The following is a 25064-nucleotide window of genomic DNA, read 5'->3' as shown; positions in this document are numbered from 1 at the left end:
GCTCACGCACGGCATCCGGAGCTGAAGGCCTTCGAAATGGCCGTCTCGGTGACGGCGATAAGGAACTGACGGCACGCGGTCGGCGCATGAACCCGGCTCGCCGTTCGATAGGACTTGAACTAACATGTTGGAAATCAAGAACCTCGTCGTGCAGATCGAGGACAACCGTATTCTGAACGGCCTGAACTTGACCGTGAACGACGGTGAGGTCGCGGCGATCATGGGGCCGAACGGGTCGGGCAAGTCGACCCTGTCCTACGTCATCGCCGGCAAGGAGGACTACGAGGTCCTCGACGGCGAGATCCTGCTTGACGGGCAGAACGTGCTGGAGATGGCCGCCGACGAGCGCGCCGCCGCCGGCATCTTCCTGGCCTTCCAGTACCCGCTGGAGATCCCCGGCGTCGGCACCATGACCTTCCTGAAGGCGTGCCTGAACGCGCAGCGCAAGGCGCGCGGCGAGCCGGAGATCTCGACCCCGGACTTCATCCGCAAGGTCAACGCCGCGGCCGACAAGCTTGAGATCAACAAGGAGATGCTCAAGCGCGCCCTCAACGTCGGCTTCTCCGGCGGCGAGAAGAAGCGCATGGAGATCCTCCAGATGGCGCTGCTCGAGCCGAAGTTCTGCGTGCTCGACGAGACCGATTCCGGCCTCGATATCGATGCCCTGCGCATCGTCTCCGAGGGCGTGAACGCGCTGCGCGCGCAGGGCCGCTCGTTCCTGGTGATCACCCACTACCAGCGTCTGCTCAACCACATCGTGCCCGACACCGTGCACGTCATGTCGAAGGGCCAGATCGTGAAGACTGGCGGCAAGGACCTAGCGCTCGAGCTCGAAGCGTCGGGCTATGCCGAGTACCGCACCAACGAGGCCGCGTAAGCCCATGGCCGACATCCAGAACCTGCGCACAAGCGCCGAGACCGGGCTGTCGAACCTGTTCGAAGCTGCCCGCAAGGGCTTCGCTTCGGAAGAGGCGATCGCCCGCGAGGAGGCGTTCCGCTTCTTCGAGGCTGCCGGCCTGCCGAACCGGCGTGTCGAGGCGTTCAAGTACACCGACCTGCGCGCCGCCATGAAGGAGGCGGTCCCGCCGGCCGAGGCACCGTCGCCCGAGGTCGCTCAGGCCGCCGTCGCGTCGGCCAAGGGGTTTGCCGGCCTCGATGCCGCGCGCCTGACCTTCGTGAACGGTCATCTCATCCGTCCGCTGTCGGACCTCGACGGGTTGCCCGCGGGCCTCACCGTCACGCCGCTCAACGACGCGATGGGCAAGGGCGATGCGCGCCTCCGTCTGCTGGCCCCGGTCGAGCAGGCGCGGGAGAACCCGGTCTTCCAGCTCAACACCGCCTTCCTGGCTGACGGTGCCCTGATCTCGGTCGCCCCTGGCACGAAGATCGAGCGGGCGCTGCATCTGCGCTTCGTGGGCACCGGGTCGGAGGGCTTCTCGACCGCCACCCGCGTGCTGGTCGATCTCGGCGCGGGTGCCGAGCTGACCCTGCTGGAAAGCCACGAGGGGCCGGACGACATCACTTACCAGCCGAACGATGCGCTCGACGTGCGCGTCGGCAAGCAGGCGGTGTTCCGCCACGCCCGGCTCAACCGCGAGGGCAAGGCCGCCATCGCGCTCTCGACAATCAGCGTGCGTCTCGACGACGAGGCCCGCCTGGAGACGGTCAACCTGGTCACGGGTGCCGTCCTCTCGCGCCACCAGATCTTCATGCATGTCGCGGGCGAGAACGTGAACGCCGTCGTCAACGGCGCCGCGATGCTGGGCGACGGCCAGCTGGCGGACTCGACCCTGCTGGCCGACCATGCCGCCGTTGGCGGCGTCGGCCGGGAGATGTTCAAGACGGTGATCGACGGGGACGCCACCGGGGTGTTCCAGGGCAAGATCATCGTGCGTCAGGCGGCCCAGCAGACCGACGGCAAGATGAAGTCGGATTGCCTGCTCCTCAGCGACGAGGGGCAGATGATGAACAAGCCGGAGCTGGAGATCTTCGCCGACGACGTTGCCTGCGGCCACGGCGCCACCTGCGGCGCGCCGGACGAGGACCTGCTGTTCTACCTGATGGCCCGCGGCCTGCCCCGTGCGGTGGCCGAGAGCCTGCTGGTCCAGGCCTTCATCGGCGAGGCGGTCGAATCGGTCTCACACGAGGGCGCCCGCGCGGCGCTGATCGGCGAGATCGAGGCTTGGCTCGCCGCGCGCGCCTGACCCATCGGCCGATCTCGTCCCGAGGTCGGCCGAAAATGCGAACCCGAACCTTCTGAAGCCGGCAAGGCCGTTGCGAAGGGCGGTTCGTGGGTCGCCAAGCTCTTCGGAGGACTCTCCCGAGGCCTCCGCTTTTCTCCGGCCCCTCGGATCGAGGTGGCCTATGGGACGGACTTAGGTCTCAGAAGGTCGCGACAATGAACGCACCCGTCCTCACCAAAGGCTACGACGTCGCGGCGGTCCGCAAGGACTTCCCGATCCTGTCGCAGACGGTCTACGGCAAGCCGCTGGTCTATCTCGACAACGCCGCCTCGGCGCAGAAGCCCCGGCAGGTGATCGACGCCATGGTTTCCTGCATGGAGACCGGCTACGCCAACGTCCATCGCGGCCTGCACTTCATGGCGAACGCCGCCACGGAGGGGTTCGAGGGCGCCCGCGAGACCACGCGCCAGTTCCTCAACGCAGCCTCCACGGACGAGATCATCTTCACCCGCAACGCCACCGAGGCCTACAACCTCGTGGCCTCCAGCATGGGCTGGGCCGGGCTGATCGGCGAGGGTGACGAGATCATCCTGTCGATCATGGAGCATCACTCCAACATCGTGCCCTGGCATTTCCTGCGCGAGCGCCGCGGGGCTGTGATCAAGTGGGCGCCGGTCGACGAGGACGGCAACTTCCTGGTCGACGAGTACGAGAAGCTGTTCACGCCGCGCACCAAGATGGTGGCGATCACCCACATGTCGAACGTGCTGGGCACGGTGACGCCGGCCGAGGAGATCGTCCGTATCGCCCACGCCCACGGCGTGCCGGTTCTGCTCGACGGCGCACAGAGCGCCGTCCACCAGCCGATCGATGTGCGCGCGCTGGACTGCGACTTCTTCATCTTCACAGGCCACAAGGTCTACGGCCCGACCGGCATCGGCGTCCTCTACGGCAAGAAGGAATGGCTGGAGCGGTTGCCGCCCTACCAGGGCGGCGGCGAGATGATCCGGACCGTCAGCCAGGATACGGTGACCTACAACGACCCGCCGCACCGTTTCGAGGCCGGGACCCCGGCGATCGTCGAGGCGGTGGGGCTCGGGGCGGCGCTCGAATATATGCTGGGATTGGGCCGGGAGAACATCGCCGCGCACGAGGCGATGCTGACCCACTACGCCCACGAGCGGCTCGGTGCGATGAACGCCCTGCGAATCATCGGCACCGCGAAGGGCAAGGGCGGCGTCGTCAGCTTCGAGATGAAGGGGGCGCACGCCCACGACATCGCCACGGTGATCGACCGCCAGGGCGTCGCGGTGCGCGCCGGGACCCACTGCGCCATGCCGCTGCTCACGCGCTTCGGCGTGACATCCACCTGTCGGGCCTCTTTCGGCCTCTACACGACCACCGCCGAGATCGACGCCCTTGCCGAGGCGCTCGGCAAAGCCGAGATGATGTTCGCCTGATCGGCGCAATGTCCCGACCCTGATCGTGCGGGCGATGCGCAAGATGCGATGAAACCGGTTCCGTCTGCGCGGGCCTGGGGGAGAAGGAAACCATGAGCACCGACGCCACAATCACCGGCGGCGCCAACGCCCCCGCGGTCGAAGCCGCCGCGGCGATCCCGCCGGCCGAGCTGGACCGGCTGACCGACGACATCGTCGCCGCGCTGAAATCGGTCTACGACCCTGAGATCCCGGCCGACATCTACGAGCTCGGCCTGATCTACAAGGTCGATATCGGCGACGACCGGAAGGTCGCGATCGACATGACGCTGACGGCCCCGGGCTGCCCCGTCGCCGGCGAGATGCCGGGCTGGGTCGAGAACGCGGTCAGCGCCGTGCCGGGTGTACAATCCTGCGCCGTGACCATGGTGTTCGATCCGCCGTGGGATCAGAGCCGGATGTCGGACGAGGCCCGCGTCGCCCTTGACATGTGGTAGGGCGCATCAGACTGCTTCATGCTACGGGCTCGAAGCAGTCGATCGCAGACCGCAGACACCCGTCGCAAGGGCCTGCCAAGGCGCGGTGGCCCATGCGACGGCTAAAGCGTCGGGGATTTCGGGCCGATACCGGCAAAACGCGACCGGTCCGGACAGACGGGATTGCTATTCCCGCGATCGGACCTGCAGAGACTTCGGTCGAGCGCGCCTCCAAGACGCAGCATCCAGCGCTCGCGGTGAAACGATAGACAAATCCATTGCATCTCAGCTTGCTTCAAATCGTGGATTCAGCGCCACCGCGCCGCCTTCGTGCATCAATCCAGGTGGGTTTTTAAGCGTTCGCTAACCACGATTGCCCACAGCAGCAGTCCGGCAGCCGGTATGCGCGGCGTCGCTTCGTGCGAATGGTGGGGACGGATGGGTCCGGGTTACGTGGTCGCGGCATTCCTCGAAGGGGCCGGACTCAGCGGTCTGGTGGTCGCCGCGTTCGTGATGCGTACGGAGCGGATGGCACGCGTGGCCGAGTTGCGCACGGTGCTGCGTACCGGTCAGTCGTCGGATGCTGTCGTGAAACCTGCCGTGCAACGGCGTTGGCGCAGGGGCGCGTCGCGTGTCGTCAGCGTGCCGGTCGTCGTGCAGCCCCGCGGCGCCACGCGGCCTAGGGAATCCGCGGCCCGCTCGGCCCTGGGTCGCGCCTTCATGCAGGCCGCCCCGCTGCCCGCTCGCGGCATGGCCGCCTCGATCAACGCAGGATGACGTCGGGGCCGCTGCCGAGCAGCGTGACGGCGCTGAGCAGCAGCATGAACTTCAGGTCTTCGAATCGGGCGCTCACGATTGATCCTGACCTCTAAGGGCGTGGGTTGCTGTCCGGGTGTTGAATTATCGTCCGATGAAGCGCTTTTTCGCGAGTCGTTTCAGGAACTGTTAGGCATTGGTCCGCGCCTTCCATTCGGTAACGTTGATGACCGGTTAAGATCGGCGCGTCGTGCTGGATCCGTCTTAACTTCGGCTCAGCGGGGTCGCGGTGTGGGGCCGCACGGTCATGCAGCAACAGGAAGGGCGCAGGCCTATGACGCAGCCATCGGCCAGCCCCGTCCTGCGGGCGCGCGACTGGCTTTTCCGGGATCGGCGGACGGGCGCCATCACCGTGGCGCAGTGGCCCAACCTGCCGCTCTGGCTGTTTTTCGGCCTCATGCTCGCCGCCTGGCTCGCCCGCGGCGCCGAACCCGCCGCCACGTGGCTGAGCCTTGCCGCCGACGTCGCGCTCGGCTGGTGGGCGATCGATGAGCTTGTCCGTGGCGTCAATCCGTGGCGGCGACTGCTCGGTCTCGCCGCGCTGATCGGTCTCGCGACCCTGATCGCCCTGCGGAGCGGCGGCTGAGGCGGTTTTGGATCGTCCCGACCATTCCAGCCGCCCGAGCGTTTTCTTCCTGACCGCTTCTCAGGGGGCGTTGGACCAATTGACGCGACGGGCGATTATAGCTGCGTCGATCGACCATGCGCCAGAGACCAGTCTCTCGATCGAAAACATCAGATTTCGCATGGCGACGCACGATAAGATTTGAAATTCAGAATTCGTTTCGTCCTCAGTAAACTACCGAGAAACGTAACGGTGGATTGCAGCGCCGCCAGAAGTCATGAATGGTCGCGCCGGATGTCGACCTGAGTCGTGCCGGCCCAGTGGGGTGCATGCTCCCATGCTCGGCTTCTATGGGGGCTGGAAGGCAGGATGAGCGACGCAGTACGCTTCGGATCGGCCGATGCCGCGCCTCGTTTCGACGAGGAAGAGCGGCTTCTCGGCCGGATTGCCGGCATGCTCAATCTGCCCGTCGCGGTCTTTCGGCGCGGCCATGCCGCCTCTTCGCCGGACAAGGGTCCGACTGCGTCCGAATGCGCGACGATGCTGGCGGCCTTCACACGCATCCGCGACCCGGATGCCCGTCGGGAATGCCTGGCGATGGTCGAGGACCGCGCGGACGCGTAGCCGTGCGGGCCCTCCCGCTGTGCGCCGGCACACATCGGCCCGCTGAGAGCCGCGCCCGTCGCGTGCTATAGGGGCGGCCGCTTCCGAGAGCGGCCCGCCGATCGGCGGGTTGTGTGGAACGTCGCGATGTCCTCGGCATCCCCGAAGCCGGGACGATCGTCGCCGGCGCACGATGCCCCGCGTTCGATTCAGGCCCTGATGCCGATAATCTCCGTTTCGAAGCTGTCGAAGACCTACAAGTCGGGCTTCACTGCGCTGAGCAACATCGACCTCGCGATTGAGCGCGGCGAGATCTTCGCGTTGCTGGGCCCGAACGGGGCCGGCAAGTCGACGCTGATCAACATCGTCTGCGGTATCGTCACACCGAGCTCCGGGACGGTGATGGTCGATGGCCACGACATCGCCGCGGATTACCGCGCCGCGCGCCGAGCCATCGGCCTGGTGCCCCAGGAGCTGACCACCGACGCCTTCGAGACGGTGTTGAACACGGTGAGCTTCTCACGCGGCCTGTTCGGGCTGCAGCCGGATCCGGGCCATATCGAGAAGATCCTGCGGGCCCTGTCCCTCTGGGACAAGCGTGACAGCCGCCTCATGACCCTGTCCGGAGGGATGAAGCGCCGGGTTCTGATCGCCAAGGCGCTGTCGCACGAGCCTCGAGTGCTGTTCCTCGACGAGCCCACGGCCGGCGTCGACGTGGAGCTGCGCCAGGACATGTGGGGGCTGGTGCGCGATCTGCGCCAGCAGGGCGTCACGGTGATCCTGACGACCCATTACATCGAGGAAGCCGAGGAGATGGCCGACCGCATCGGCGTCATCCGGCGGGGCCAAATCATTCTGGTCGAGGAGAAGGCGGCGCTGATGCGCAAGCTCGGGCGCAAGCAGCTGACGCTTCAGCTCCAGGCGCCGATCACCGAGGTTCCGCCGGAGCTCTCGGATTACGGGCTGGTGCTGGCCGGCGACGGCCGTGAGCTGGTCTACACCTACGACACGCGCGCCGAGCGGACCGGCATCACCGGGTTGCTCACCGGCCTGGCGGCCGCCGGCATCCGGTTCAACGATCTCCATACGGAACAGTCCTCCCTCGAGGACATCTTCGTCGGCCTCGTACGCGAGGGCGAGGCGCGGGCATGACAACCGGCACGAGCGCGACGATGAATATGAACTGGCCGGCCGTCCGGGCAATCTACCGGTTCGAGATGGGCCGCTTCTGGCGCACCGCCGGGCAAAGCATCCTTGCCCCGGTGATCTCGACGACCCTGTATTTCGTGGTGTTCGGGGCCGCGATCGGCTCGCGGGTCTCGGCGGTGGACGACGTACCCTACGGGCTGTTCATCGTGCCCGGGCTGATCATGCTCTCGTTGCTGACACAGAGCATCTCGAACGCCTCGTTCGGCATCTACTTTCCGCGCTTCGCCGGCACGATCTACGAGATCCTGTCGGCCCCGATCTCGCCCCTGGAGGTGGTGCTGGGATTCGTCGGCGCGGCGGCCTCCAAGTCGATCCTGATCGGCCTGATCATCCTGGCGACCTCGGCGCTGTTCGTGCCGTTGCGGATCGATCACCCGATCTGGATGATCGGCATCCTGCTCTTGACCGCGGTCACGTTCAGCCTGTTCGGCTTCGTGATCGGGCTCTGGGCGGATGGGTTCGAGAAGCTCCAGCTGGTGCCGCTCCTCGTCGTGACGCCGCTGACCTTCCTGGGCGGCAGCTTCTACGCGATCAGCATGCTGCCGCCGTTCTGGCACGCGGTGAGCCTGGTCAACCCGGTCGTCTATCTGATCAGCGCGTTCCGCTGGGCGTTCTTCGGCAAGGCCGATGTCAGCATCGCGATCAGCCTCGGGATGACCGCGCTGTTCCTGGTGATCTGCCTTGGCCTCGTCACATACATCTTCCGGACCGGCTACCGCCTGAAGAGCTGACGTCAGGGCTGCGCGGCGAGGAACGCCAAGACGCCGTCCCGGTGCGGCTTGGCGCCGACCGCGGTGGAATGGTCCTTGCCGTCGATGTCCAGGGCGCGCGCGTCCGGGATCAGGGCGGCCAGCGCTGGGCCGGAGCCCGCGACCGTGTCGAGGGTGCCCACCGAGACCAGCACCGGCACCTCGATCTGGGCGAGCTCCGCCCGGCTTAGGGTCTGGCGCGAGCCGCGCATGCAGGCGGCCAGCGCCCGCAGGTCGCTGCGCGTCTGCTCGGCGAAGGTCCGGAACGCCGCGGCGGTCGGGTTCGGAGCGGGCGTGCCCACGGGCGCTTCGAGGGCCTCGGCGATCCCGGACGGCAGACCCTTGCCCTCCACGAGATGCATGCCGAGGCCGCCGATCAGGGCGGAACGGACCCGGTCGGCATGGTCCAAAGCGACATGCGCGGTGATCCGGCCCCCCATCGAGTAGCCCATCACGTGGGCGCGCTGGATCCCGAGATGGTCGAGCAGCCGCACCGCGTCCCCGGCCATGGCCTCGGAGCTGTAGGCCGCCGGATCGTACAGCTTCTCGCTCTCCCCATGGCCGCGATTGTCCAGCGCGATCGCCCGGTAGCCGGCCTGGGTCAGGGCGCGAACCCACTGGGTGTTGACCCAGTTGACCGCGTGGTTCGAGGCGAAACCGTGGATCAGCAGGACCGGCGTACCGGCCCCTTCCGCCGGAGGGACGTCGATATAGGCGATCCGCACGCCGTCCGAATCGAAGAAGTCCATGCCGCGCAACCCGTGCCGTGTCGGTGCTTTGACGAGACCCGACGCTTAGACCACCCGGCCGCGCGGGGGCAACGCGGATCGATCCGCTTGCGGGGCAGGGCGCCGGCTGGCACACCGCCCCGGTTATGACCGATACCAAACCCTACGGCACCTACGAACCGGCCGGCCTCGTCGCGGCGATCACCCGGCGGACGAACCGGATCCCGGCCGAATCCTGGTATGGGCGGCGCCTGGCGCTGTTCCTGCGCCGGATCGCGATCTCCCGGCTGGGCGGAAAGCCCCTCGACGTGACCCGATACGGGGCGCGGATGCGGCTGCACCCCTACAACAACAACTGCGAGAAGAAGGTGCTGTTCACGCCGCAATTCTTCGACCCGCAGGAGCGGGCCATGCTGCAGGAGCGCCTGCCGCAGGATTGCGTGTTCCTCGATATCGGCGCCAATATCGGCGCCTATGCCCTGTGCGTGGCGGCGTTTTCGGGACCGGCCGCCCGGATCGTCGCGGTCGAGCCGCAGCCCGACGTGTTCGCCCGCCTGACCTACAACATCGCCCAGAACCCGTTCCACACCGTCAAGGCGGTGGCCTGCGCGGTGGCCGACAAATCCGGCGAGCTGACCCTGTTCATCGACCCCCGCAACCGCGGGGAATCGAGCCTGCGGATCGTGGGCACCAACGAGGGCGCACGGATCACCGTGCCAGCCGTGACGCTCATCGGATTGCTGCGGGCCGAGGGCCTGACCCGCGTCGATGCCATCAAGCTCGACGTGGAAGGCGCCGAGGACCTGATCCTCGAGCCGTTCCTGCGCGAGGCGCCGGAAGCGCTGCTCCCGCGCATCCTGTTGATCGAGAACGGCACCGGCCAGTGGCAACTCGACCTGCCCAGACACCTGGAAGGGTTCGGCTACCGCGAGATCTCACGCTCGCGGCTGAACCTGATGTTCGAGCGCCGGGCCCCGGTCAGGGCGGCGTGATCACCGGGATCTCGTCGGTCAGGGCGACGCCCGCCGGGCTGACGGCGCAGCGATAGGCGCGCACCGCCACGCCTGCCGCGCGTGCCTCCCGGAACGCCCGGTCGAAGGCCGGGTCGATGTCCCGGGCGACGTCGAACGCCTCCGCGTGCATCTGCACCACGATGATCACCAGCGCCCGGCCGCCATCTGCGACCACCTGGGCGAGGTCCCGCATGTGCCGGGCGCTGCGGGCGGCGACGCAGTCCGGGAATTCCGCGAGGCCGGGGCGACGCATCATGTGGCAGTTCTTCACCTCGACATGGCACGGCCCGGCCGCTGCGCCGCTCGCGAGGAAATCGACCCGGCTGGCCTGCGCGTAGCGGACCTCCGGCCGGAAGACGTCGTGGCCGGCGAGCGCACCGATCACGCCGGCGCGAAACGCCTCGGCCACGAGCGCGTTCGGGCGCAGGGTGTTGATGCCGACCCATTGCGGACCGCCCGGCAGGTCGGCTTCCACCAGCTCCCAGGTCAGAGGCAGCTTCCGGGTCGGGTTCGTCGAGCGCGACAGCAGCACCGGCCGGCCCGGCAGGTTGAGGCCGAGCATGGCGCCGGGATTGGGGCAATGGGCCGTGACGAGGCCGTCGCCGGTCTCGATATCGGCCAGGAAGCGCTTGTAGCGCTGCACGAGCCGTCCCGGCATGAGCGGCGCGGCGAAGAGCATCTAATATCTCCGGGTTCGTGTGGTCCGGGCCGGCGGCCGCGCTATCTGCTGACCATCCGCCGTCGCAGGTGTCACCGCTGGAGCGGCGAGACCGATGCGCGCAGGATTGATCGGCCGGATCGCGATCCGGCCCCGACCTTCCCTCCGACCATAGAGTCCCATGGACCAGTCTTCCGATTCGATAACCGCCGCGATCCTCGTCATCGGCGACGAGATCCTGTCGGGGCGCACCAAGGACAAGAATATCGGCACCATCGCCGACTTCCTCACCGCCGCCGGGATCGACCTGCGCGAGGTGCGGGTCGTGCCGGACGAGGCCGCCATGATCATCGAGGCGGTGAACGCTCTGCGGGCGCGCTACACCTACCTGTTCACCACAGGCGGGATCGGCCCGACTCATGACGACATCACCGCCGATTGCGTGGCCGAGGCCTTCGGGGTCGGCATCGACATCGACGAGCGGGCGCGGGCGATGCTGCTGGAGCGCCACAAGCCCGAAGACCTGAACGCGGCCCGCTTGCGCATGGCGCGGATCCCGTTCGGAGCCGACCTGATCCCCAACGCGGTCTCGAAGGCGCCGGGCTTCCGCATCGGCAACGTTCATGTCATGGCCGGGGTGCCGAGCGTGATGCAGGCCATGCTGGATGCCATCGCGCCGACCCTGAAGGGCGGCGCCGCGATGATGTCCGAGACCATCGAGGCGGGCGGGCTACCCGAGGGGGACTACGCCGGCGATCTCGGCGAGATTGCCAAGGCCCGGCCGGCCGTGTCGATCGGCTCCTATCCGGCGATGACGCCGGACGGGTTTCGCAACCGGATCGTCGTGCGCAGCCGGGATGCACAGGCCCTCGCGGAGGCGCGCCAGGCCGTCGAGGCGTTGTTGGCAAAGCTGTCGGCCTGAAATCCCGGCCTCCGGTTGGGTTGCGTCGCGGAGCTGAAAGAATGATTCGGGACCAGAACGAACGGGCCGACAAGGAGGCCCGCCGCGACGAGCTGCTCAAGGAAGTCTCCGAGATCGGACGGCCGGACGCCTACGTCCTGCACGAGGTGATCCGGCTCGAAGGCGACGAGGAGTTGCGGCGCCACGGGCTGGCGCTGTTCCTGTCGGCCTTCGCGGCGGGCCTCAGCATCGCCCTATCGCTGATCGTCCCCGGGGTGCTGAAGAGCCACCTGCCCGAGGCCGATTGGGTGAAGGTCGTCACCACGATGGGCTACTCGATCGGCTTCCTGGTGGTCGTTCTGGGACGCCAGCAGCTGTTTACCGAGAACACGATCACGCCAATCCTGCCGCTGCTGCATGACCGCTCGATCAAGACGGCGTTCCGCGTCGTGCGACTCTGGCTGATCGTCCTGTGCGGCAACATCCTTGGAACGCTCGCCATCGCCACGGTGCTGGCCCATGCCAGCGCGTTCGAGCCGCCGGTGCTCAAGGCCTTTGCGGAGATCAGCCACGACGCCATCGCGCACGGGTTCTGGTCCACCTTCGTAAAAGGGGTGTTCGCCGGCTGGATGATCGCCCTGATGGTCTGGTTCCTGCCCGCGACCGGCAACGCCGCCCCCTTCGTGATCCTGCTGATGACCTGGCTGGTCTCGCTCTGCGGCCTGGCCCATATCGTCGCCGGGTCGGTGGAGGCCTTCTTCCTGCTGATCACCGGCGCCGCCTCGCTCGAGGATTACGGGATGAAGTTCTTCCTGCCGACGCTGCTCGGCAACACGATCGGCGGCGTCACCCTCGTGGCGGTCCTGAATTACGGCCAGGTCGCGCCCCAGGTCGAGGAGACCAAAGAGGTCGAGGGTGAGCGCACCGACTGACCGGGCGCGCTAGTCGAGGCTCACCGGCGGGCTGATCAGGTGATCGAGGTCGTCGAGGATCCAGGTCATCGTCCCGCGCAAAGGACCGTACAGGCCGATCTGGTGCTGCCGGTACAGCAGATCGTGCGTGAGCCGCGCCGAGAGGCCGGTCAAGCGGCCGCCCCCGAACGTGTAGCGCCCCAGCGTGCCCCAGCCGTTGAAATCGGCCAGGGAGACGATGGCGCCCTTCTCGACGTAGTGGAACGGCGGCAGTTCCGACGCCACCGTGTCCCCCCGGGCCAGCGTCCGCCCGAGATGAGACGCGAGGTGCTGCGCCTGCTGCCGGGCCGCCTGGGCCGTGGCCGGGACCGGCTTGCCCGTCTTGGGATCGGTCTGGCTGGCACAATCCCCGAGGGCGACGATCGCGGGATCCCGGGTCGTGCGCAGGTCGGGACCGACCACGAGTTGCCCGGTCCGCGAGCGCTCCAGGCCCTCGACCGCGCCGAGCACGTCCGGCGCTTTCACGCCGGCCGCCCAGACCTTGAGTCCGGCGGCGATGCGGCTGCCGTCCTGCAACGTGAAGCCGGACGCATCCGCGCCGGTGACCATGGCGCCGGTCCGGACCTCGACGGCGAGATCCGACAAGGTCCGAGCGGCCGCCTGGGATACCCGCTCCGGGAAGGCCGGCAGCAGGCGCGGCCCGCTCTCGATCAGGGTCAGGCGCAGCCTGTGCGGCAGGTCCGGTGAGCCGTAATCCGAAGCCAGGTTGATGGCGTGCTTCAGTTCCGCCGCCAGCTCGACGCCGGTCGCGCCCCCGCCGACGATGGCGATCTCGAGCATCTCGGGGCTATCGAGCCGGGCCAGCAGATGACGCCGCAGCTGCCGGTGGAACGACTCAGCCTCGGTGAGGTCGTCGATGGTCAGGCAATGCTCGGCCACCCCGGGGGCCCCGAAATCGTTGGCCCGGCTGCCGATGGCGAGGACCAGGAGATCGTAGGCGAGATCGACCTCCGGCCGCCCCTGCGCCGCCTCGACCGCGAGGCGGACATGACGGGCCGGGCGGTCGATCCCGATCAGGGTCCCCGGCTGAAACCGGAAGCCGTTGCGCCGCGCCTGCGCGAAGAAGTCGACCTTCTGCCGGTCGGGCCGGGCGGTTCCCGCCGCGAAGGTGTGCAGCATCGGCTTCCAGACATGGGACAGGCTGCGATCGGCCAGGACCACCTCGGCCTTGCCGCCTCGCCCGAGGCTGGTGGCGACCTCGATGCCCGCGACGCCGCCGCCGATGATCACGATCCGTGCTTTGTCCGCCATGCCGTCTCCTGGAAATTCGTTTCCGGTGAACGCGGCGCAGGCGTCGATGTTCGGACGTGGCGCCCAGTCCGTTAGGCGGTCCGTGGCGACTGGGCGGGTGAAAGGTCTTGAATTCGCGGAAGCGCGCACACGCCCCTGGATTGATCGTTTTCCGATCGCGGGGACATCGCGCTGCGACCCCGTTCCAAGGCCGGCCCAAACCGTCGTCGCGCCCGCCGAGGGCTTCCTCCGTGACCGCCGCCCTGCGTTGCGCGCTTCGACCGCCGCCCTTCGTAACGATCCATTAACAATTTGATCGTTGATGATAACTGATGTTAAACGCGGCTTTCAGCCGTAATTAGCGGAATATCTGCCTAGAAGGGGCGGCTCGAATGGTCGATCTCACCGGTTATCGCCTGACCTTCGACGACGAGTTCAATACGCGCAGCATCTCGTCGACCGGTGCCGGAACCACTTACGCCGATACCCGTGCCGAGTGGCGGACCGCCGACGGGACGGCCGATATCGGCTTCGGGCGGTCCTCCTTCGTGGATCCCGCCTCGGGCTACGATCCGTTCAGCGTCCGGAACGGCATATTGTCGATCACCGCCGTGCCGGACCGGACCCCGTCGGGTGTTCCCGGCAGTTGGGAATCCGGCCTGATCACCACGCAGGGGAATTTCTCGCAGACATACGGTTACTTCGAGATCCGCGCGGACTTCTCGAACGATCCGAATGCCTGGGACGCGTTCTGGCTGCTGCCGAACCAGCAGAGCACGCAATCGAGCAGCACGAACGGCCACCAGGAGCTGGATGTCGTCGAGCATTACGGCAACGGCGACAGGAGCGTGTACAGCACGATCCACACGACTGACCCGCAGAACGGCATCCGCTGGCAGGACAATCGCCAGGTCGTCACCGAGCTGAACGATCCGTCCGGGTATCACACCTACGGAATGAACTGGCAGCCGGACAAGATCAGCTTCTACGTCGATGGCCAGCTCACCGGCTCGCAGACCACACCGTCGGACCTGCACAGCCCGATGTATCTGCTGGCCAACCTCGCCGTTCGCAGCGAGGGGACCGCAACGGGAAGCCCGATCACGTCGAACATCGACTACATCCGGGTCTATTCCAACAGCGCGAACGCGGTTGCCGTGCCACAGGGCCGAGTTTCCTCGCCGGATGGGTACGATCCGGGCCTCTACGGGGCCGCGGCCGCGCGGTCGACCTTGACCGCCGGGGCGGTTTCATCGCCCGTCCGGGGAGGTGCGGCCGCGCCTTCATCCGTGTCGGGTGCCGCTGCCTCGTCGCCGGCCGCTGGAACCGCCGCGTCATCGCCAGCGACAGGTTCGGCGACAGCGTCGCCCGCAACGGGTGCCACCGCGGCACCGTCGGGAACGGCGGCCGCACCCGGATCGTCGCCCTCCGCCAACCCGGCCCCGTGCTACTGCACCGGCACCCGGATCCTCACCGAACACGGCGAGATCGCCGTCGAAGATCTTCGGGCCGGCCAGGGGGTCGTGACCGCTTCGGGACAGCGGCGCCCCATCCGGTGGATCGGGACGCGCCGCTACCCGGGGCTGACCGCGCCTCCGGCGGACAGGCCGGTTCGGATCAGGGCCGGCGCCCTGGCCGACGGCGCGCCCGCCCGCGATCTCTGGGTGTCGCCGGACCACGCGCTCCTGCTGGATGGCCTTCTCGTCGCCGCGGGCCATCTGGTCAACGGCCGAACCATCACCCGCGGCGAGGCGGTGATCGACCTGACCTATTGGCATGTCGAGCTCGACACCCACGACATGCTGCTGGCCGAGGCCATTCCCGCAGAGAGCTTTCTCGCCGCCGCCGGCCTGCGCGCGCAGTTCGACGGCGCGGACGCGCGGCCGGACATGGGTTCGGCGCCGAAACCTTATGCCGAGCGTGTCGCGCATGGCCCCGCGCTGAAAGCCCTTAACCGCCGCCTGAACCTGCGTGCCGGCTTGTCGGTGGACGCGCCGGGATTCGGGGCGCTTCGCGGCAACCTCGACCTGTGTGAAGTCCGGGACGGCGACCTGCGCGTCGCCGGTTGGGCGCAGGATACAGCACATCCGACCGGGCCGGTCTGCCTCGACATCGTCGTGGACGGGATCGTGGTCGCGATGACGCTTGCCGAGATCGACCGGCCCGATCTCGGCGCGGCCGCGATCGGGGAGGGGCGGCACGGATTCGACCTCGGTCTGGAGAGGGACCTGATACCGGCGGTACCCCACAGGGTGTTGGTGCGTCGCTCGATGGACGGCGCGATGATCGGCGCGATGGTGTTCGATGCCGCGGGTGGGTGGCGCCCGGCACAGGTCGCCTGATCCCGGAAAGGTCCATCGTGACGCTGCGGGGCAGTATCGACGTGCTCAGCCACCGCCGCATCGTCGGCTGGGCCTGGGAGATGGACGCGCCGGACGTTCCGGTGACCGTCCTGGTCACGATCGAGCGGCGCGTCCTCGGACGGTGCCGGGCCGACCTGTTCCGCGAGGATCTCGCGATCGAGGGCATCGGGACGGGACGGTGCGGCTTCGCGTTGGACCTTCCGCCCGGCCTGCTGTCGCCCCGCCAGGATTACGCGATCAGCGTGCGGCGGGAGGGCGACGGGGCGCATGTGCCCGGATCGCCCTTCGTGCTGGCAGCGACGTTCCGAATCGTCCCCGCGCCCTAGCCCGCGTCGACGTCCCACTCGTCGGCTGGGAGCACCCATGAAAAAAGCCGCCCGGAGGCGGCTTCTGGTCTGTGTTTCCGCTCCCGGACGATCAGGACCGGAGGCGGGTCCGGACCTCGCCGAGGCTGGCGCGGATCAGGCCCTGCGCGGCATCGCCCTGCAGCCGCTCGCGCAGGATCGTTTCGGACACCTTCACGGCGGCGTCGGCAGCAGCCGCGCGAACCTGGGCCTCGGCCTGGACCTCGGCCTGGGCGATCTTGGTCTCGGCGGCCTTGGTACGGCGAGCCAGGAAGTCGTCGAGCTTGCGGTGGCCTTCCTCGGCAGCGCGCTTGGCCTCCTCGCGGGCGCTGGCGATGATCGCCTCCGCTTCCTTCTCGGCCTCGGCGCGGCGGCGCTTGTAGTCGGCCAGCACGGTGGCGGCCTCCTCGCGCAGGCGCTTGGCCTCGTCGAGTTCGTGACGGACACGGTTGGCGCGGCCGTCGAGGCCTTTGGTCATCGCGGAGAAGGCACCCGCCTTCCAGGCGATACCCATGAAGATGAAGAACGCGACGGCGACCCAGAATTCGGCTTCGAGCAGCATCGTGGGTTCCCGTTAATGTGCGGTGGCGTCGAGGGCGCGGTCGAGCGTCGCCGAATCGGGCGCCTGGCCCGTCAGGCGCTCGACGATGGCCGACGCGGCCTCGCCGGCGATGCTGCGGACGTTGCCCATCGCGGCCTCGGTCCGGGTGCGGATCGTCGCTTCGGCGGTGGCGAGCTTCGCGTTCAGCTCCGTCTCGAGCGCCTTGCGCTTGGCGTCGGCCTCGGCGGCCAACTCGTTCCGGGTGGTCTGGGCGATGTCGCGGGCCTTGCCCTGGGCATCGCGCAGGGCGGTCTCGTAGGCGATGCCGGCGGCGTCGGCCTCGGCCTTCATCGCCTGGGCCTGGTCGAGATCGGCGCGCAGGCGCTCGGCGCGGGCATGCAGGATCGCCTGGATCCGCGGCAGCGCGACCTTGTCCATCAGGTAGTAGAGGAGACCAAAGGCCAGCGCGAGCCAGATCAGCTGCGACAGGAACCCGGAGGTCTCGAAGGGCGGGAAGGCGCCGCTATGCGCTTCGGCATGCTCGACATGGCCGGGCACGAGCTGCGTGTCGGCGCCCGGGGGCGGCGTGGTGAGGGGATTCGGCTGCGCCATGAGACCGCTACACTGACACCGTTCGCTTGGGTCACCGCCGACGCGGTGACGGAAGAAGGTGGACGCCTCGTTCGCGAAGCGCCCACCTGGTGGTCGGGCGGTGAGAGCCCGGTGGAGGCCGCGTCGCCCGCGGCCCCCGAAGCGCGTCGATCAGACGGCGAAGAGCAGCAGCAGCGCGATGAGCAGCGAGAAGATGCCCAGCGCCTCGGTCAGGGCGAAGCCCAGGAGCAGGGTGGCGCGCTGGCCGTCGGCCGCGGAGGGGTTGCGAAGGGCGCCGGCGAGGAACTGACCGAACAGGTTGCCGAGGCCGATGCCCGCACCCGCCATGCCGAGGCAGGCGAGGCCGGCGCCGATGTACTTCGCAGCGACGGGATCCATGATAACTCCTGAGGTCTCTTCAGATCGAAACGTGCGGTGACGTTCGCGGCGGGTGGAGCCGGCCAAACGGGGAGGCCGGGGTGAAGCTGAGCGGCCGGGGCGTGAGCCTAGTGGCCGGGGTGGAGCGCGTCGTTGAGGTAGATCGCCGTCAGCGTCGCGAAGACATAGGCCTGAAGCGCCGCAACGAGGAACTCGAGAGCGGTGAGCGCGATCGTCAGGAACAGCGGAAGCGGCGATAGCACGCTCCAGGCACCTGCGAGAAGGAGCTGGACCACGAAGAACGCGAAGATCTTCATCGCGATGTGGCCGGCGAGCACGTTGGCGAACAGACGCACCGACAGGCTGATCGGCCGCGAGATGAACGAGATGATCTCGATCGGCACCAGGATGGCCAGAAGCGGCTTCGGCACGCCCGACGGCACGAACAGGCCGAAGAAGTGGGCGCCGTGCTTCATGACGCCGTAGATCACCACGACCGAGATCACCAGGGCGGCCAGGCCGAAGGTGATGATCAGGTGGCTGGTCACCGCGAAGGCGTAGGGGATCATGCCGAACAGGTTCAGGATCAGCACGAACATGAACAGCGAGAAGACCAGCGGCATGAACCGCTTGCCGCCGTCGCCGGTGGCCTGGTGCAGCGTATCCGCGATGAATTCGTAGAATATCTCGGCCAGAGACTGCATCCGCCCCGGCACAACCGAGCGCGAGGCCGTCGCCACCACGGTGATCAGCGCGATCACCCCGACGGCGGCGAACATGTACAGAGCGGATTGTGTGAAGGCGAGTTGCTGATGGCCGATATGGCCCAGCGATACGAGCGGCTTCAGCTCGAACTGATGGATCGGGTCGATCGTGACCGCCATTCCCGCTTCCGCCCCTCTTGATCCGGCGCATCGACAGCGTCGATCGCCTCAAACCTCTATCGACCGGCGTGCCTTATGGCTCTTGCCCGTCGCCTCGTCCGGGACGCGTGCCGGCAAAACCTGACACCCGCATCACGTTGTAGATCCCCGCCACGAACCCCAGCATCAGGAGGACGATCAGGCCCCAGGGTTTCGTCCCGAAGACATGATCGACGATCCAGCCGAGTATGCCCCCCGCGATCACGCCCGCGACGAACTCCGTGGAGATCGTCATGGCCTGGCCAAGCGAGGAGGGCCCGGTACCCCGAGGCCGCATGGAAGGATCGGGAGCGGCTTGCGGACGCTTCCGTTCGATCTGCGTCTCGAGACGTCTGAGCCTCGCCGAGAGTTCGCTGTCCGTCGGCGTTCCCTCGGTCCCGTTCCCGTCCCTGGAATCGTCGCCGTTCACGGCTGAAACTCACAGGGCGGGAGGATCTGAAACCGGCTGGACGCCCCCATCAAGCGGGCGCACCATAGTTTCGCCTATCTTGGGTGTCAAGGCGATGCCGATACACAGCAAGTCGTTGATTTCGATCTGCTTTTCCGGTTTTCGGGCCGGCGTGGCAGCGGTGCTTCGCGCAACGTGCCATAGACACATCAGGCGCCCAGGATCGGCTTGATCACCTTCTCCATGCCGTCGATCGTCATCTCGCCGGTGTAGCGCTCGCCGTTGATGAAGAAGGTCGGCGTCGAATCCACCTTGAGAACGTCCAGCCCGCGCTGCTTCACGGCGTTGACCGCGCCGTAGACCTTCTGGTCCTTCAGGCAGGCCTCGAACGTGTCCTTGGTGTAGCCTGCCTGCCGGAGCATCTGCTCCAGGGCATCGACCGGCTTCGGCGTGAAGGCCCAGGCCGGCTGCTGGTCGAACAGCAGGTCGGTAATCGGGTAATACTTGGCATCGCCCTGGCAGCGCGCCAGCATGAAGGCGGCGGTGGCCAGCGGGTCGAGCGGGAACTCGCGCAGGGTGAAGCGCACCTTGCCGGTATCGATGTAGCGCTCCTTGAGCACCGGCCAGGTGGTCCGGTGAAAGGCGGCACAGTGCGAGCAGGTCATCGAGGCGTATTCGATGATCGTGCACTTGGCGTCCGCCGGACCGAGCCAGACGTCCCCGAGAGGGCCGGGCTGCATCAAGGCCGCCAGGTCGGCGTTCTGGGCCCAGGCCGAGCGCGCCAGGTAGGGGAGGGCAAGGCCGGCGCCGAGCGCGAGGCCGGTGAACTTAAGAGCGTCGCGTCGCGTGGTCATGAGCAGGCTCCGCCGAATTCGTCGGTCTTGGCGTCTTAGGCTTGGCGTCCCGGTTCGGGTACTCGGGCGCGGCTGTCCTGGCAAGGCGACGCAATCGCCACCGAAACCTGATGTTTAGCGCTCAGGCCGGGTCGCCAGCGCCGCGATCCCGAGCCGGTCCAGGGCGGCGCGCAAGCCGTCATCGTCGATCGCCGCCACCGCGCGCTTGACCTCGACGGCCCGGGACGGGTCGATGCCGGTGCGCGGCGCCGGCCGGCCGCCGCGGCCGACCCGGTCCTGCTGCAGCACGATGCGCGAGACACAGGCCCAACCATAATGCGCGTTGATGCGCTGGATCACCACCGGCGCCAGATGCTGGAGCTCGATCGCGAAGACGCCCTCGACCCGGACCACGAGCGTCCCGGACTCCGGTGCGTCGGCATCCTTGCGGCGGCGCTTGGGCCATTCGAGCTTCGAGGGCCGGCAGTAGCGCGCCAGCCGTTCCCCCACGATCTCCGGCCAGGCGGCCAGGATGTCGGTCGACGCGAAGCCCTGCGCCGCGAAGGCCGGCCCAATGCAGCTCTCGATCAGCTCGGCCAACGGTTTGACGCGCGCCATGGTGCTTCGGGCCTCGCCATCCTTCACGTGAGTCGCAGGAGGTTAGCGCAGCTTCGTTGACGAAGGGAGCACGAGCCCGGCGTTTCGCGGCCCTATGATCGTCCGGCCTCGCCTTGTATGCAGCCTCGCCCATGCCGCCCTGCCCAGCCCCGGATCCCGGGTCCGCCCCCGGACCCCGCGCCGACGACCTGCTCGCCTGGTACGACCGGCACCGGCGGGTCCTGCCCTGGCGCGCGCTGGCCGGCGAAACGCCCGATCCGTACCGGGTTTGGCTCTCGGAGGTGATGCTGCAGCAGACCACGATCGCGGCGGTGCGGCCGTATTTCGAGCGCTTCCTGACGCGCTTTCCCGATGTCGATGCGCTCGCCAACGCCCCCGAGGAAGCGGTGATGTCGGCCTGGGCCGGCCTCGGCTACTATTCCCGGGCGCGCAACCTCCATGCTTGCGCCAAGGCCGTTTCCGCCGCGGGCCGATTCCCCGACACGGCCGAGGGCCTGCGCAAGCTTCCGGGGATCGGCGCCTACACGGCCGGGGCGATCGCCGCGATCGCGTTCGAGCGAGCGGAAGCCGCGGTCGACGGCAATGTCGAGCGGGTCCTCAGCCGCGTCTTCGCCGTGGAGGCGCCGCTGCCCGGCAGCCGCCCGGAGATCCGCCGGCTGACCCAGGCCCTGGTGCCGCACGACCGGCCGGGCGACTTCGCGCAGGCGCTCATGGATCTCGGCGCGACGATCTGCACGCCCAAACGCCCCGCCTGCGCCCTCTGCCCCTGGATGCTGCCTTGCCAGGCGCGGGCGCACGGGACGCAGGACACGTTCCCGCGCAAGATCAAGGTCGCCAAGGGGGCGCTGCGCCGCGGGGCGGCCTTCGTGGCGATCCGCAGCGGCGACGAGGCGGTCCTGCTGCGGACTCGCCCGCCGGAGGGGCTGCTGGGGAACATGGCGGAGCCGCCGGGCAGTGCCTGGGAGCCGGATTACGACGTCGCGGCGGCCTTGCTGGATGCGCCGATCGACGCCCGCTGGAAGCGCCTGCCGGGCCTCGTCCGCCACGGCTTCACGCATTTCCCGCTGGAGCTGACCGTGTTCTCGGCGCGGGTCGCGCTCTCGACCCCGACGCCGCCCGGGATGCGCTTTACCCCGCGCGCCGCGCTGGACGACGAGCCGCTGCCCGGCCTGATGCGCAAGGTGCTGGCCCACGCCTTCGACCCGAAGCCGGAGCCCGAGAAGAAGGCGCGCGGTCGCCCGAAGAAGGAGCCGCCGGCGATGCCCCTGCTCGCGGCCATGGAGGCGCCGATCTCGATGGAAGATCCGGAGCCGCGACCGAGCGTGCGCGCGGTGCCCAAGCCCCGGCCCAAGCCGGCACCCGAGCCGCCGCCGGAGATGGACGATTTCCTGGACGCCGAGCCTGAGGCGCCCGTCGCGCCGGCGCGCGCCCGGCCGACGCCGCGCCGACCGGGCGCCGCGCGGCGTCGCTAGCTCCGAGGGACCGGGTTCCCAAAGGGCGAGCCCTTTGGTGGGGTTCGGGGCAAGGCCCCGAGACCTTTGCAGGGCTCCGCCCTGCACCCGCCAAAGGGCTCAGCCCTTTGGGGTGTCATGACCAACACGGAGAACGGCTCAGCCGTTCGCCATCGCCTGGCGCAGTCCGGCCCGGTAGCTGTCGATGACAACCGGCTTGCCGGAGCGCTCGACGTGCCAGAAGGTCCAGCCGTTGCAGGCCGGGAGCCCCTGGACTAGGGCGCCGATCTTGTGGATCGAGCCGATGACCAGGCCGTTGTCGAGCTGGCCGTCCGGACGCACCGTGGCGCGGAACCGGCGGCGCTCGTCGGTGACGATCTCGCCGGGGCGGATATGCCCGGCCTCGATCACCGAGAGGAACGGCACCCGCGGCTCGGCCCGCTTGGTCGGCGCCACCATGAGGGCGGCCTTCGACAGCGGCTGGACGGCGGCGATCCGCGCCATCGCGGCCTTCGCGTAGGTGGCCTCGCGCTCGATGCCGATGAACCGTCGGCCGAGGCGCTTGGCGACCGCGCCGGTGGTGCCGGTGCCGAAGAACGGGTCGAGCACCACGTCGCCGGGATTGGTCGCCGCCATCAGGGTGCGGGCGAGCAGCGCCTCGGGCTTCTGGGTCGGGTGGACCTTGTGGCCCTCCGCATCCTTCAGCCGCTCCTCGCCGGTGCAGAGCGGGATGAACCAGTCCGACCGCATCTGGAGGTCTTCGTTGCCCCCCTTCAGCGCATCGTAATGAAAGGTGTAGCCCTTCGACTCCGCCGAGCGCGAGGCCCAGATCAGGGTCTCGTGGGCGTTGGTGAAGCGCTTGCCGCGGAAGTTCGGCATCGGGTTGGCCTTGCGCCACACGATGTCGTTGAGGATCCAGTAACCGAGATCCTGCAACGCGCTCCCGACCCGGAAGATATTGTGGTACGACCCGATCACCCAGAGGGTTGCGTTCGGCTTCATGACGCGCCGGCAGGCGGCGAGCCAGTCCCGCGTGAAGGCGTCGTAGGCCTCGAAGGTCGCAAACTTGTCCCAGTCGTCGTCGACCGCGTCGACACGGCTCTGGTCCGGACGCAGCAGGCCGGCTTCGCCGAGCTGCAGGTTGTAGGGCGGATCGGCGAAGACGCAGTCGACGCTGGAAGCCGGCAGCGCGTTCATGGCCGAGATGCAATCCCCGACCAGCACCTGGTCGAGGGGGAGGGGACGCTGGGTGGGTACGAGACCCATCCGTGGCGCCGACGCGGGCCGCCCGGCACGCGAGACCTGTTTCCGGGCGACGGCGTCGGCAGCCACGGTACGCGGGGAAGCCATGGCAAACACCGGTTACGCGACTGACCGGCAGACCATGCGTCGGATACGGTAAAGGTCGCGTTGTCGAAATTGCCCGGTCGCCGTCCCGTTCTGGGGCTGCAGTTTTTGCCGAGCGCGTCCCGCCCAGTCCTTCCACAGATCAAGCGCGTATTGTGCGGTGCATTGAGCCCGTCCGTCTTCTGCCGCGGCGCGGCTGATCGGACCGCGCGCCGTGCAAGAGCCGCCATTCCTGTGGTCCGTGTCGGCACGACTGATTTCGGGCTTCGTCGGAGCCGGCATCCAGCTCAGTGGGACGCAGGGTCACACTCAACGCAGGGCTTAGGAATTTAGGCAGATCAGAGGATCGGCGCATAGGACAGTTGTGTGACGTGACGATTACCTGAAGGGACTGTCGGTCTTACAAATCGTAACAAAATCAGAAATAAACTGAAATAGAACGCACTGTAATCCACATGACCAGGTAGAACCCGGCTAAAATGTGACGTCAACCGACCCGAAAACCCCGCCATATTCCGGCCCGTTTCTCGAACGACTGGCGCCGCCCCGGAAACAACAAGGGAATGCGGGAAGAATGACATCTGGTTTCGGTAAGTTCGTGGCCACCGTTGGAATGCTCTCAGCCTTCGTCGGAACGACCCTCCCGGCTGCCGCCCAGAGCGGCGCGGCCTCCTGGTACGGGAGCGGCTCTCGCACCGCGAACGGCGAGCGTTTCAACCCCAACGGACTGACCGCTGCCCATCGCAGCCTGCCGTTCGGAACCCGGGTCCGCGTCGAGAACCGCCGGACCGGTCGCTCGGTTGTGGTGCGGATCAACGACCGCGGCCCCTTCGTGCGTGGCCGCATCATCGATCTCTCGAAGGGCTCGGCCCGCGCGCTCGGCATGGGCGGCACGAGCTACGTCTCGCTTCAAGTCCTGAACTGAGGATCCGGCGCCACCTGCGCCCGATCGCTGATGGCAAATCGGCATTCCATCCGGCTGCGCGCACCCTGACGGCGCCCGGATCGGACCGATCCTGAAGCCGAGCGGCCTCCCGACGTTGCCTGCGGCGTCGGGAGGCCCCATGTGCTGTGGGAGCAGCCCGGATCCAGCCGCCCCATGCCCAAGCCCCTGATCGTCGATATCCCGCATGACCTCGGCCGCGACGAGGCCAAGCGGCGCCTCGAACACGGCACCGACCAAGCGCGGGCCTTCCTGGCCAAGAGCGGCGTCACCATCGACCAGCTCGCCTGGACCGGCGACCGCCTCGATTTCGGCGTCTCGGCCATGACCCAGAAGATCGGCGGCACGATCGATGTCGGCCCTGAAAGCGTGCGCCTCGAGGTGAAGCTTCCGTTCCTGCTCGCCCTGTTCGCCGAGAAGATCCAGAAGGTGGCGAGCAAGGAAGGCAATCTCCTACTCACCAAGAAGTAGCGCGCCGGAACCCCAGCCGCAGGCCTTCGTTGCCGCCCGAACGGTGCGGAACAGCACCTCGGGCCCTCTGGAGGACAACTATGCCGGACTTCACCCTCGCCGATCCGAGCCAAGTGCCGGAAGTTCCGCCCCAGCCCACGCCGGCGCCCGAGACCCCGTACGATCCGCCGCAGGCGCCGACGCAGCCGCCCGGTCCCGAGATCCCCGGCAACACCCCGGCCGAGACGCCGGGCATCCAGCCGCCGGAAATCCCGGTCAACGATCCCGGCCCGCCGGAGATCAGCCCGCCCACCGGGCCCGCCAACCCGATCGCCTGAGCGCCGGGAGCGGCC

The 25064-nt window shown here is 68.1% G+C and carries 29 protein-coding genes; 18 read left to right on the top strand and 11 right to left on the bottom strand.

Annotated features, from left to right (window positions below):
* Nucleotides 1-124 precede the first annotated feature (124 nt).
* The 9 genes from sufC (at nt 125) to AKJ13_RS06060 (ending at nt 8022) form a co-directional block, all read left to right on the top strand.
* Nucleotides 125-877, top strand: coding sequence for a Fe-S cluster assembly ATPase SufC (sufC, locus tag AKJ13_RS06100; RefSeq protein WP_050732556.1), 753 nt, complete (start codon nt 125-127; stop codon nt 875-877).
* A gap of 4 nt (nt 878-881) precedes the next feature.
* Nucleotides 882-2204, top strand: a complete 1323-nt coding sequence (locus tag AKJ13_RS06095) for a SufD family Fe-S cluster assembly protein (protein WP_050732555.1) — start codon at nt 882-884, stop codon at nt 2202-2204.
* Between the two features lie 194 nt (nt 2205-2398).
* The gene (locus AKJ13_RS06090; protein ID WP_050732554.1) at nt 2399-3643 is read left to right on the top strand and encodes a cysteine desulfurase; all 1245 of its coding nucleotides are present in this window, start codon (nt 2399-2401) and stop codon (nt 3641-3643) included.
* Nucleotides 3644-3735: 92 nt separating this feature from the next.
* Entirely contained in the window at nt 3736-4119 is a 384-nt protein-coding gene (locus tag AKJ13_RS06085) for an SUF system Fe-S cluster assembly protein (RefSeq protein WP_050732553.1), read from the top strand.
* 417 nt (nt 4120-4536) lie between these two features.
* Nucleotides 4537-4875 carry a hypothetical protein gene (locus tag AKJ13_RS06080; protein WP_050732552.1) on the top strand — a complete coding sequence of 113 codons (339 nt, stop codon included), beginning with the start codon at nt 4537-4539 and terminating at the stop codon, nt 4873-4875.
* 286 nt (nt 4876-5161) lie between these two features.
* Complete coding sequence (locus tag AKJ13_RS06075; protein WP_244471526.1) at nt 5162-5500, top strand: hypothetical protein; 339 nt, start codon at nt 5162-5164, stop codon at nt 5498-5500.
* 348 nt (nt 5501-5848) lie between these two features.
* Nucleotides 5849-6103 carry a hypothetical protein gene (locus AKJ13_RS06070; RefSeq protein WP_050732550.1) on the top strand — a complete coding sequence of 85 codons (255 nt, stop codon included), beginning with the start codon at nt 5849-5851 and terminating at the stop codon, nt 6101-6103.
* Between the two features lie 195 nt (nt 6104-6298).
* On the top strand, nt 6299-7234 hold the full coding sequence (locus AKJ13_RS06065; RefSeq protein ID WP_050732760.1) for an ABC transporter ATP-binding protein: 936 nt from the start codon (nt 6299-6301) through the stop codon (nt 7232-7234).
* Between the two features lie 26 nt (nt 7235-7260).
* Nucleotides 7261-8022: an ABC transporter permease gene (locus AKJ13_RS06060; protein WP_050732759.1), complete on the top strand. Its 762-nt coding sequence runs from the start codon at nt 7261-7263 to the stop codon at nt 8020-8022.
* Nucleotides 8023-8024: 2 nt separating this feature from the next.
* Here AKJ13_RS06060 and AKJ13_RS06055 read toward each other — a convergent pair whose 3' ends face one another.
* Complete coding sequence (locus tag AKJ13_RS06055) at nt 8025-8789, bottom strand: alpha/beta fold hydrolase (RefSeq protein ID WP_050732549.1); 765 nt, start codon at nt 8787-8789, stop codon at nt 8025-8027.
* 125 nt (nt 8790-8914) lie between these two features.
* On the opposite strand from AKJ13_RS06055, the gene AKJ13_RS06050 reads away from it, so the two are divergent.
* Entirely contained in the window at nt 8915-9760 is an 846-nt protein-coding gene (locus AKJ13_RS06050; protein WP_050732548.1) for an FkbM family methyltransferase, read from the top strand.
* Here the strand turns inward: AKJ13_RS06050 and sfsA are convergent.
* On the bottom strand, nt 9747-10460 hold the full coding sequence (gene sfsA / locus AKJ13_RS06045) for a DNA/RNA nuclease SfsA (RefSeq protein WP_050732547.1): 714 nt from the start codon (nt 10458-10460) through the stop codon (nt 9747-9749). The genes AKJ13_RS06050 and sfsA overlap by 14 nt on opposite strands.
* A gap of 160 nt (nt 10461-10620) precedes the next feature.
* Here sfsA and AKJ13_RS06040 point away from each other — a divergent pair, with 160 nt between their 5' ends.
* Together AKJ13_RS06040 and AKJ13_RS06035 are read left to right on the top strand one after the other, a co-directional pair.
* Nucleotides 10621-11361, top strand: a complete 741-nt coding sequence (locus AKJ13_RS06040; RefSeq protein ID WP_050732546.1) for a molybdopterin-binding protein — start codon at nt 10621-10623, stop codon at nt 11359-11361.
* 41 nt (nt 11362-11402) lie between these two features.
* A complete protein-coding gene (locus tag AKJ13_RS06035) occupies nt 11403-12272 on the top strand; it encodes a formate/nitrite transporter family protein (protein WP_050732545.1) in 870 nt (289 codons plus the stop codon).
* Nucleotides 12273-12281: 9 nt separating this feature from the next.
* Here AKJ13_RS06035 and AKJ13_RS06030 read toward each other — a convergent pair whose 3' ends face one another.
* Nucleotides 12282-13562 (bottom strand): NAD(P)/FAD-dependent oxidoreductase, encoded by a 1281-nt coding sequence (locus AKJ13_RS06030; protein WP_050732544.1) that lies wholly within the window; start codon nt 13560-13562, stop codon nt 12282-12284.
* Between the two features lie 371 nt (nt 13563-13933).
* Here AKJ13_RS06030 and AKJ13_RS06025 point away from each other — a divergent pair, with 371 nt between their 5' ends.
* Both AKJ13_RS06025 and AKJ13_RS06020 read left to right on the top strand, forming a co-directional pair.
* A complete protein-coding gene (locus tag AKJ13_RS06025) occupies nt 13934-15883 on the top strand; it encodes a Hint domain-containing protein (protein WP_050732543.1) in 1950 nt (649 codons plus the stop codon).
* A 17-nt stretch (nt 15884-15900) separates the two neighbouring features.
* Nucleotides 15901-16230: a hypothetical protein gene (locus tag AKJ13_RS06020; RefSeq protein ID WP_144426194.1), complete on the top strand. Its 330-nt coding sequence runs from the start codon at nt 15901-15903 to the stop codon at nt 16228-16230.
* A 91-nt stretch (nt 16231-16321) separates the two neighbouring features.
* Here the strand turns inward: AKJ13_RS06020 and AKJ13_RS06015 are convergent, their stop codons facing one another.
* From AKJ13_RS06015 to AKJ13_RS05985, 7 genes are all read right to left on the bottom strand, one after another.
* Nucleotides 16322-16807, bottom strand: a complete 486-nt coding sequence (locus tag AKJ13_RS06015; RefSeq protein ID WP_193375362.1) for an ATP F0F1 synthase subunit B — start codon at nt 16805-16807, stop codon at nt 16322-16324.
* 15 nt (nt 16808-16822) lie between these two features.
* The gene (locus AKJ13_RS06010) at nt 16823-17401 is read right to left on the bottom strand and encodes an ATP synthase subunit B (RefSeq protein WP_050732541.1); all 579 of its coding nucleotides are present in this window, start codon (nt 17399-17401) and stop codon (nt 16823-16825) included.
* Between the two features lie 150 nt (nt 17402-17551).
* Complete coding sequence (locus tag AKJ13_RS06005; RefSeq protein WP_007566773.1) at nt 17552-17779, bottom strand: F0F1 ATP synthase subunit C; 228 nt, start codon at nt 17777-17779, stop codon at nt 17552-17554.
* Between the two features lie 107 nt (nt 17780-17886).
* Nucleotides 17887-18642, bottom strand: a complete 756-nt coding sequence (locus tag AKJ13_RS06000; RefSeq protein WP_050732540.1) for a F0F1 ATP synthase subunit A — start codon at nt 18640-18642, stop codon at nt 17887-17889.
* A 73-nt stretch (nt 18643-18715) separates the two neighbouring features.
* Nucleotides 18716-19090: an AtpZ/AtpI family protein gene (locus AKJ13_RS05995; protein WP_050732539.1), complete on the bottom strand. Its 375-nt coding sequence runs from the start codon at nt 19088-19090 to the stop codon at nt 18716-18718.
* A 188-nt stretch (nt 19091-19278) separates the two neighbouring features.
* On the bottom strand, nt 19279-19923 hold the full coding sequence (locus AKJ13_RS05990; RefSeq protein WP_007566782.1) for a DsbA family protein: 645 nt from the start codon (nt 19921-19923) through the stop codon (nt 19279-19281).
* 114 nt (nt 19924-20037) lie between these two features.
* Complete coding sequence (locus tag AKJ13_RS05985; RefSeq protein WP_050732758.1) at nt 20038-20520, bottom strand: DciA family protein; 483 nt, start codon at nt 20518-20520, stop codon at nt 20038-20040.
* A gap of 131 nt (nt 20521-20651) precedes the next feature.
* On the opposite strand from AKJ13_RS05985, the gene mutY reads away from it, so the two are divergent.
* The gene (gene mutY, locus AKJ13_RS05980) at nt 20652-21992 is read left to right on the top strand and encodes an A/G-specific adenine glycosylase (RefSeq protein ID WP_050732538.1); all 1341 of its coding nucleotides are present in this window, start codon (nt 20652-20654) and stop codon (nt 21990-21992) included.
* A 138-nt stretch (nt 21993-22130) separates the two neighbouring features.
* Here mutY and AKJ13_RS05975 read toward each other — a convergent pair whose 3' ends face one another.
* On the bottom strand, nt 22131-23321 hold the full coding sequence (locus AKJ13_RS05975; RefSeq protein WP_280137102.1) for a site-specific DNA-methyltransferase: 1191 nt from the start codon (nt 23319-23321) through the stop codon (nt 22131-22133).
* 610 nt (nt 23322-23931) lie between these two features.
* Between AKJ13_RS05975 and AKJ13_RS05970 the strand changes: the two genes are divergently transcribed.
* The 3 genes from AKJ13_RS05970 to AKJ13_RS05960 all read left to right on the top strand — a co-directional run bounded on the left by AKJ13_RS05970 (nt 23932) and on the right by AKJ13_RS05960 (nt 25049).
* On the top strand, nt 23932-24243 hold the full coding sequence (locus tag AKJ13_RS05970; RefSeq protein ID WP_244471530.1) for a septal ring lytic transglycosylase RlpA family protein: 312 nt from the start codon (nt 23932-23934) through the stop codon (nt 24241-24243).
* A 174-nt stretch (nt 24244-24417) separates the two neighbouring features.
* Nucleotides 24418-24732, top strand: a complete 315-nt coding sequence (locus AKJ13_RS05965; protein ID WP_039903737.1) for a polyhydroxyalkanoic acid system family protein — start codon at nt 24418-24420, stop codon at nt 24730-24732.
* 80 nt (nt 24733-24812) lie between these two features.
* Complete coding sequence (locus AKJ13_RS05960; RefSeq protein WP_007566795.1) at nt 24813-25049, top strand: hypothetical protein; 237 nt, start codon at nt 24813-24815, stop codon at nt 25047-25049.
* Nucleotides 25050-25064: the final 15 nt, after the last annotated feature.

Origin of the sequence: Methylobacterium sp. ARG-1 (genome assembly GCF_001262595.1) — a bacterium.
Lineage (GTDB): Bacteria > Pseudomonadota > Alphaproteobacteria > Rhizobiales > Beijerinckiaceae > Methylobacterium > Methylobacterium brachiatum.
This window is presented reverse-complemented; position numbering and strand designations above follow the sequence as displayed.

Coding starts and splice junctions, on each gene's coding strand:
- sufC (WP_050732556.1), top strand. CDS start 125: ATGTTGGAAATCAAGAACCTCGTCGTGCAGATCGAGGACAACCGTATT.
- AKJ13_RS06095 (WP_050732555.1), top strand. CDS start 882: ATGGCCGACATCCAGAACCTGCGCACAAGCGCCGAGACCGGGCTGTCG.
- AKJ13_RS06090 (WP_050732554.1), top strand. CDS start 2,399: ATGAACGCACCCGTCCTCACCAAAGGCTACGACGTCGCGGCGGTCCGC.
- AKJ13_RS06085 (WP_050732553.1), top strand. CDS start 3,736: ATGAGCACCGACGCCACAATCACCGGCGGCGCCAACGCCCCCGCGGTC.
- AKJ13_RS06080 (WP_050732552.1), top strand. CDS start 4,537: ATGGGTCCGGGTTACGTGGTCGCGGCATTCCTCGAAGGGGCCGGACTC.
- AKJ13_RS06075 (WP_244471526.1), top strand. CDS start 5,162: ATGCAGCAACAGGAAGGGCGCAGGCCTATGACGCAGCCATCGGCCAGC.
- AKJ13_RS06070 (WP_050732550.1), top strand. CDS start 5,849: ATGAGCGACGCAGTACGCTTCGGATCGGCCGATGCCGCGCCTCGTTTC.
- AKJ13_RS06060 (WP_050732759.1), top strand. CDS start 7,261: ATGAACTGGCCGGCCGTCCGGGCAATCTACCGGTTCGAGATGGGCCGC.
- AKJ13_RS06055 (WP_050732549.1), bottom strand. CDS start 8,789: ATGGACTTCTTCGATTCGGACGGCGTGCGGATCGCCTATATCGACGTC.
- AKJ13_RS06050 (WP_050732548.1), top strand. CDS start 8,915: ATGACCGATACCAAACCCTACGGCACCTACGAACCGGCCGGCCTCGTC.
- sfsA (WP_050732547.1), bottom strand. CDS start 10,460: ATGCTCTTCGCCGCGCCGCTCATGCCGGGACGGCTCGTGCAGCGCTAC.
- AKJ13_RS06040 (WP_050732546.1), top strand. CDS start 10,621: ATGGACCAGTCTTCCGATTCGATAACCGCCGCGATCCTCGTCATCGGC.
- AKJ13_RS06035 (WP_050732545.1), top strand. CDS start 11,403: ATGATTCGGGACCAGAACGAACGGGCCGACAAGGAGGCCCGCCGCGAC.
- AKJ13_RS06030 (WP_050732544.1), bottom strand. CDS start 13,562: ATGGCGGACAAAGCACGGATCGTGATCATCGGCGGCGGCGTCGCGGGC.
- AKJ13_RS06025 (WP_050732543.1), top strand. CDS start 13,934: ATGGTCGATCTCACCGGTTATCGCCTGACCTTCGACGACGAGTTCAAT.
- AKJ13_RS06010 (WP_050732541.1), bottom strand. CDS start 17,401: ATGGCGCAGCCGAATCCCCTCACCACGCCGCCCCCGGGCGCCGACACG.
- AKJ13_RS06005 (WP_007566773.1), bottom strand. CDS start 17,779: ATGGATCCCGTCGCTGCGAAGTACATCGGCGCCGGCCTCGCCTGCCTC.
- AKJ13_RS06000 (WP_050732540.1), bottom strand. CDS start 18,642: ATGGCGGTCACGATCGACCCGATCCATCAGTTCGAGCTGAAGCCGCTC.
- AKJ13_RS05990 (WP_007566782.1), bottom strand. CDS start 19,923: ATGACCACGCGACGCGACGCTCTTAAGTTCACCGGCCTCGCGCTCGGC.
- AKJ13_RS05985 (WP_050732758.1), bottom strand. CDS start 20,520: ATGGCGCGCGTCAAACCGTTGGCCGAGCTGATCGAGAGCTGCATTGGG.
- mutY (WP_050732538.1), top strand. CDS start 20,652: ATGCCGCCCTGCCCAGCCCCGGATCCCGGGTCCGCCCCCGGACCCCGC.
- AKJ13_RS05975 (WP_280137102.1), bottom strand. CDS start 23,321: ATGGCTTCCCCGCGTACCGTGGCTGCCGACGCCGTCGCCCGGAAACAG.
- AKJ13_RS05970 (WP_244471530.1), top strand. CDS start 23,932: ATGCTCTCAGCCTTCGTCGGAACGACCCTCCCGGCTGCCGCCCAGAGC.
- AKJ13_RS05965 (WP_039903737.1), top strand. CDS start 24,418: ATGCCCAAGCCCCTGATCGTCGATATCCCGCATGACCTCGGCCGCGAC.
- AKJ13_RS05960 (WP_007566795.1), top strand. CDS start 24,813: ATGCCGGACTTCACCCTCGCCGATCCGAGCCAAGTGCCGGAAGTTCCG.